The organism is Streptomyces roseochromogenus subsp. oscitans DS 12.976 (genome assembly GCF_000497445.1).
Taxonomy (GTDB): Bacteria; Actinomycetota; Actinomycetes; order Streptomycetales; family Streptomycetaceae; genus Streptomyces; species Streptomyces oscitans.
Window position 1 is genome coordinate 1,110,294 of record NZ_CM002285.1, and the last position, 6,710, is coordinate 1,117,003.

Consider the following 6,710-nt stretch of genomic DNA (forward strand, 5'->3'; position numbering starts at 1 on the left):
CGGCAGCGCTCGCGGTCAGTTGCGCGACCGGTACAGCCCGAACTCGGCGATATGTACGGCCGCCCGGGCCGCCGTGACCCGGATCCGCCACCGTCGGGCCCGTACCGGCGTCGTCAGCAGCAGGATCCGGCTCGCTCCCACCGTCCCGGCGGCGGCCACCTGCGACCACGCGCCGTCGGTCTCGGCCTCGACGGCGAAGCCCTCGATCTGCTGCCCGTGCCGGATGTCCTCCGCCAGCCGGATCCGGTCCACCTCCCGCTCCGTGCCGAGGTCGACGGTGAGGCGCCCCGGGGCGGCGGTGGTCCGGGCGCCACGGGCCAGGTCCTCGGGCAGCTCCCGGTCGATGCGCTCGCGGAACTCCCGCAGCCGGGCCGTATCCGTCGCGGGCAGCAAGCCGTCCGTGTCCGGCGGGACGTTGAGCAGCAGCACCGAGTTGCGGCCCACGGAGCGGAAGTAGATGTCCGTCAACTGCTCCACCGTCTTGGGCTGTTGGCCGGCGTGATAGAACCAGCCGTCCCGGATGGACACATCGCACTCGGCGGGCCACCACTGCAGATAGTCGGCGACGTCGCGGGCCGCGAGCAGCGCGTCCCGGCTGCCCTCGTCGGGCGCGTCGTACACCAGCGCGTAGTCGGTGCGGCCGTTGCCCTTCTCCGCCACCGGTACGACGCTCCACTCGTCCTCCCGGGCCAGCCCGCCCTCGTTGCCCACCCAGCGCACATCCGGGCCCGAGACGGCGATGGCGGCGTCCGGAGCGAGCGAGCGGACCAGGGTGTACCAGCTGTCCCAGTCGTACCGCTCCACCTTGTCCGGAGGAATGCGGCCCTGGGCGCCGTCGAACCACACCTCGTCGATCGGACCGTACTCGGTGAGCACCTCGTAGAGCGTGTTGAGCATGTGCGCGCCGTAGTCGGTGGCGTCGAGGGTGAAGACGCGGTCCGGGGAGCGGTCGTCACCCTCGGTCGGCGTCGGGATCGTCCGGGTGGTGCGCGGGCTGCCGTTGGCGTACACGCCGTGCAGGTACTGGTTCTCGTCGGCCGGTGAGATGTAGACGCCGGCCCTGAGGCCGTGCCGTCGCATCGAGTCGGCGAACGAGCGCAGCACATCGCCGTGACCGGCCCGCCAACTGCTGCCCGCCACCGTGTGCTTGGTGTAGCGGGACGGGTAGAGGACGAAGCCGTCGTGGTGTTTGACGGTGAGGATGGCGAGCCGGAAGCCGCCGTCGCGCAGGGCGCGCGCCCACTGGTCCGTGTCGAGCCCGGCCGGCTGGAAGACGTCCGGGTCCTCGTCCCCGGTGCCCCATTCCAGGCCGGTGAAGGTGTTCACACCGAAGTGCAGGAAGGCGGTGCGTTCCAGCCGTTGCCAGGCGATCTGCCGTGCAGTGGGCCGGACTTGGGAGGCTTTGCGGACCAGCTCGGCCTCGGTGTCGCCCGGGCCGACCGGAATGCGGGAGCGGTCGGTGTCCTGCGTGGTGGCCAGGGCCTGCGGCCCGGGGACCACCCCCGTCGCCGCCAGCACGGCGGCCGAGGTGACGAAGACGCGTCGGGAGAGAACCATGCTCGGACTCCTCGGGTCAGGTCAGGCGCCAGACGGCAGGGACGCGCCGGTCGGGCGGGTACTGGACGAGTCGTCCGCCGTCCGCCACGGTCACCGCCATCCGGGTGATCGCGTTGACGAGGTGGTATCCGCCCGCGGTGGGTTCCAGCTGCCAGCGCTGCAGGGTGTTCGCGCTGTCGCAGGGCCGGCGGCTGACCTCGGTGCCCGGCTGGAGCGGCACGTTGAGGGTGAGCTTGCCACCGTGCACCTCCAGGCAGCCCTCGGGTGTCCGCAGGGTCGCGTAACCGTCGGCGGTGCGCAGCAGCTCGGTCCTGTACGACGCCCCGTCGGTCCGGAACGTGTACGTCCCGTCCGGTACCGGCACCCGGGTCAGGTCGTGCCATCCCGGGGCGTGTCCGACGGCCGTGCCGCGCGCCGTGAACTCCGCGTAGGTGCCGTCGGGGTGCGGTTCGCCCCAGGTGGCCTGGGCGATGTGACGGAGGGCGGGCCAGAGTTCGTCCGCGACCTCGTTCTCGGTCTCGCCCCGGCCGTTGTCGGGCCAGAGGCTGATCTTCGCGCCGGTGACACGCTCGGAGGAGGTGAGTTTCTCGCCCTCGAAGGTGCGGGGATCCCACCTCTCGTCGTAGAGGGCCTCGGTGTCGCTGTGGAAGCCGCCCCGGACGAGATAGAGCGCGTACGAAGCGTTCATCAACGCATGGCCCTGGGAGATGAGTCGGCTCGGCTTCACGGCCACGTCGAGCCAGTGCTCGACGGTGGTGCCGGCGGCGACCGGAACGGTGTTGGCGCCGGTGAGGCCGTCGTTCCAGATGCGCAGCCGCTTGCCCTTGGCCGCGGCGTAGGCCTGTACGCGGTTGACGAATTCGACGAACGCGTCCTGCGGGGTGGCGTCCGGGCCGTACTTGTCCCGGGCGTACTTCAGGATCTGCGGGTACTTGGCGAAGTCCGAGCCGAGCATGTACTCGTCGGCGCCCATGTGCCAGGAACGGGAGGTGAACACCTGGGCGTACTCGTCCATCAGGCTCGTGTAGTAGGCGAAGGCCTCGGGGCGGGTGATGTCGAGTCTCGCGGGTTGCTCGGTGCCGTCGGAATCCGTCAGCTGCAGATCCGGGCGGTTCTCGATCCACGGGTCCATATGGCCCGGGGAGTTGATCTCCGGGACGATGTCGACGTGGTACCGGTCGCCGAGGGCGACGAGACGGCGTATCTCGGCCTTGGTGTAGTAGCCCCAGGTGTCGGCCTCCGGATGGGTGTCGCTCTTCACCTTCAGCTCCAGCAGCAGCTGGTTGAGCTTGTGGTACGCCATCTCGTGGACGAGGTTCTCCAGCCAGGGCATCGAGACGTGGATGTAGCAGGCGCAGACGCCGACGCCGCGTTCCCGGTAGCGCGGGACGTCTATCGTGCGGCCCGCGGGGATCCGGTCGCCCTGTGCGAGGAGCTGGAGGAGGGTGCGGGTGCCGTAGAAGGCGCCGGTCTCGGTGGCGCCGGTGACCGACAGCCGAGCGCCGGAGCGGAGTTCGTAGCCCTCGGCGCCGAGCGAGCGGTCCGACGGCTTGATGTCGATGACAATGTCACCGGACCTGGCCCCGCCGGACACGACGGGCACCGTGCCGTGGCCCGCCGCGCGCAGATCCTCGGCGAGGGTGCCGGCCACCCGGCGTGCGGCTCCACTGGCGGCCACCAGCCGGGTCCAGTGGCCGTAGGCATAACTGCCGCTCGACGAGCTCCAGTTGCTGAGCGCGGGCACGGTGACCGGGGGCGGCGGCGCCTCCTGGGCGAGCGCGGGGACCGGTGCGGCGAACAGGGTCAGTGCCGCGGCGAGGCCGAGCAGCCCGAGTGTTCTCCGGCCCCGCTCAGCCATGCCACTCCACCTTGAACACCCAGGCGTACCTGCCCGCCTTCCGGGCCGCCTCCGGTACGTCGATCACGAGTGCGCCGCCCGTGACGGTCCAGGTCAGGGCCCGGTCATGGCCGAGCATCGTCACCTTGTCACCGGGACGCACCGGCACCGGGGCCTCGACGGTGAGCTTCGGGCCGGGTGCGGCCAGGGAGTGGATGTAGAAGGCCTCGTCCGGGCGGACGGTGAAGCGCAGGTCGTCGCCGAGCTGGGCCATCCGCGACCAGTAGGTGGTGTCGTAGATCGCCTCCCCGTTGGTCTTGAGCCACGCGCCCGTCTCCCGCAGCCGGGTCTGCATGATCTCGGGGATGGTGCCGTCGGCGCGCGGGCCGATGTCGAGGAGGAAGTTGCCGTTCTTGGAGACGATGTCGACGACGCTGTGGACGACCTCCTCCGCGGTCATGTAGGCGGAGTCGGGCGTCGCCTGGTTGTAGCCGTAGGAGAACGGGTCCAGGCCCCTGCTGGCCTCCCACTTGGCGACGACCGTGTTGGCGTACGTCGTGTACTCGGGTGTCGTGAAGTCGTGGAAGGCGATGCCCGAGCGGTCGTCGACCGTGACGTCGATCGGCCGGGCACGGTTCTTGGCGTGGTTGAAGTACTCGGCGAGGACGTGGACGCTGTCGTTCACGCCGCCGATGTCGCACCAGATGATCTCGGGGTCGTAGCCGTGGATCAGTTCGCGCATCTGCGCGGCCTGGTAGTCGTGGACGTAGTCCTTGCCGGCCCTGTAACCGGTGTACGGCACCGGCTGGAGGGTGTACGGGTTGCGTGGGGCGTGGCCCATCCAGGGGTTGTCCGGGTTGAACCATTCGGGCATGGAGAAGTACAGGCCCCGGTGGAGTTCGGGGGTGTAGCGGCGGCTCGCCTCGAAGAGTTCCTTCACCAGGTCCCGCTTGGGGCCCATCTTGACGGCGTTGCGGTCGGAGACCTTGGTGTCCCACAGGGCGAAGCCCTCGTGGTGCTTGGAGGTCAGGACGTGGTACTGGGCGCCCGCGTCGCGGAACAGCTCCACCCAGGCCCGCGGGTCGAACCGCTCGGCGGTGAAGCGGGGGATGAAGTCGTCGTAGGCGAAGTCCTCGCCGTAGGTGTCCCGGTGGTAGGCGTACACGGCGCCCGCCGGGTCCTGCATATGGTCCCAGTACCACTCGGCGTACTGCTTGCCCACCGGTGACCAGGCGGGCACCGAGTACACGCCCCAGTGGATGAAGATGCCGAACTTGGCTCCCTGGAACCAGTACGGCGCCTGGTGGGCGGAGAGGGAGGTCTCGGTGGGCTGGTAGTCGGCGGTGCCGAGGGTCAGCGTCGCCTTGGACGCGGCCGCTCGGGCCCCTCGGCCGGTGACCGTGACCGTGCCGTCCCCGCGGGTGCCCGGCGCGGTGCCCGCGGTGTTGCGGATGCCGATGCGGACACGGACCTGTTCACCGGGGTCGAGGCGGCGTATCCGGGCCGGCTGGACCGTGCGGGCGCCCTCGGCGTCCACGGTCACCGAGACGCCGTCCGCGGCCAGTACGGCGGCGGTGCCCGCGTTGACGACCGTGGCCTCCACGCTCTGCGCGCCGGACGGTTCGAGCAGCGAGGGGGTGGGGTGCGGGGCGCGCAGGGTCAACGCCCGGCCCTCGGCGACGGGTTGCAGGGTGAGGGCGAAGAGGTGCAGAGAGGCCTTGTTCGCCTCGGCCGGGCTGGTGACGGGGAGGGTGAGGGCGACCGCTTCGCGGCGCGGGTCGAGCCAGATCTCCGAGACGCCGATGCCGACGCTGTGCTCGTCCTTGCCGCCGTCGGGGCGGTAGCGGTACGGCGCCGACAGCGGGCCGCCGGCCGAGTACCAGTCCGCGCCGCCGAGGCCTGCGGTGCTGGTCGTGCCGTCGGCGTAGTGCACGGTGGCCGTGCCGGAGGCGTTGCCGTAGCTCGCCGCGGTCAGGAAGAAGGCCGACAGATAGCGGCCCTTCGGCAGGCCGAGGCGCTGGCCGAGGGCGACGACGTTGTTGCGGGTCCCCGCGGTCGATGCCGGGAACCGGAAGGGCACGCCGGCCACCTCGACCGGGCCGGCGGGGAGCGCCTCGCCGGGGAAGGTGTAGCCGGAGCCGTCGAAGTCGCCGCCGCGCGAGGAGGCGGTGTCGATGCCGTCGTTGTCGAAGAGGGTGTCGAGCGGGACGGGCACCGGATCGGGGACGGCGGCCCACGGACCCTGCTGGTCGGCGGCCCGCGCGGGGGTCGGGGTGGTGAGCGGCAGGGCGGCTGCGGCGGTCACGCCCGCTGCCGCGCCCAGGATCAGACGTCTGGGGCACGTGCTCATGAGCGGCTCCCATGCACTCCGATTCATCGGACGTCTGATGATTGTGGGGCGGCCACGAGACTGTCAACGGGGCTGCAGCGGGCTGTACTTGATGCATTGATCGGACGATCAGTGAGTTGTCGAGAAGGGCCTCTCGACGTACCGCGCCCGACCGGGCACAGTTCTCCCTGCGCCGTGATGGATACCGGCGAGTAGCCGACGACCGAGCGAGGAGTGCCTGTGGGTGACCGGGCCGGGCGGACCGCCGCCGAGACAGCCGCCGCCGTACGCGCCAAGGAGGTCACGCCACGGGAGGTGGTGGCCGAGTGCCTCGCGCGGATCGAGCGGCTCGACGGACGGATCGGGGCCTTCCGCAAGGTGCGGGCCGAGGCGGCGCTCGCCGAGGCCGACGCGGTGGCCGCCCGTGCCGATCTGGCCGAACTGCCGCTCGCGGGCGTGCCCGTGGCCGTCAAGGACAATCTGGCGGTGCGGGGTGAGTCCCATCGCGACGGCTCCGCCGCCACCCCCGACACCCCGGCCGCCGAGGATCATGTAACGGTGGCCCGGCTGCGGGCGGCCGGCGCGGTGGTCGTCGGCCTGACGAACGTGCCCGAGCTGTGCGTCTTCGGCACCACGGAGGGCGTCTTCGGCATCACCCGCAATCCCTGGGACACCTCCCGCACGGCGGGCGGCTCCTCCGGCGGCAGCGCGGCCGCGGTGGCCGCGGGCCTGGTGCCGGTGGCGCTCGGCAACGACGGGATGGGCTCGCTGCGCATCCCGGCCGCGAACTGCGGGCTGGTCACGCTCAAGCCGGGGCGGGGGGTGGTTCCGGCGGGGATCGGCCACGGCGACTGGTTCGGCATGGCGGAGAACGGTCCGCTGGCCACGACGGTCGAGGATCTGCGGCTGACGCTGGGCGTGCTCGCGGGCGGTACCGATGGACCGCCCGCACCGGAGGCCTCGCCCCGGCGGATCGCCGTGGCCCTG

4 protein-coding genes are annotated in these 6,710 nt (G+C 71.4%); 1 reads left to right on the forward strand and 3 read right to left on the reverse strand.

The features are described 5' to 3' along the window. Nucleotides 1–15: 15 nt before the first annotated feature. From M878_RS55115 to M878_RS55125, 3 genes are read right to left on the reverse strand one after another with little or no spacing between them, the layout of a single operon-like run. Nucleotides 16–1,557: an alpha-L-fucosidase gene (locus tag M878_RS55115; RefSeq protein WP_023545052.1), complete on the reverse strand. Its 1,542-nt coding sequence runs from the start codon at nucleotides 1,555–1,557 to the stop codon at nucleotides 16–18. A gap of 16 nt (nucleotides 1,558–1,573) precedes the next feature. Then, the gene (locus M878_RS55120; protein ID WP_023545053.1) at nucleotides 1,574–3,415 is read right to left on the reverse strand and encodes a family 20 glycosylhydrolase; all 1,842 of its coding nucleotides are present in this window, start codon (nucleotides 3,413–3,415) and stop codon (nucleotides 1,574–1,576) included. Continuing rightward, nucleotides 3,408–5,744 (reverse strand): alpha-L-fucosidase, encoded by a 2,337-nt coding sequence (locus M878_RS55125; RefSeq protein WP_023545054.1) that lies wholly within the window; start codon nucleotides 5,742–5,744, stop codon nucleotides 3,408–3,410. Before M878_RS55125 ends, M878_RS55120 begins: the two co-directional genes overlap by 8 nt. Before the next feature lie 219 nt (nucleotides 5,745–5,963). On the opposite strand from M878_RS55125, the gene M878_RS55130 reads away from it, so the two are divergent. Further along, nucleotides 5,964–6,710: amidase family protein (locus M878_RS55130; protein WP_023545055.1), on the forward strand; the 747-nt coding region annotated here is incomplete at its 3' end.

Coding starts and splice junctions, on each gene's coding strand:
- M878_RS55125 (WP_023545054.1), bottom strand. CDS start 5,744: ATGAGCACGTGCCCCAGACGTCTGATCCTGGGCGCGGCAGCGGGCGTG.
- M878_RS55120 (WP_023545053.1), bottom strand. CDS start 3,415: ATGGCTGAGCGGGGCCGGAGAACACTCGGGCTGCTCGGCCTCGCCGCG.
- M878_RS55115 (WP_023545052.1), bottom strand. CDS start 1,557: ATGGTTCTCTCCCGACGCGTCTTCGTCACCTCGGCCGCCGTGCTGGCG.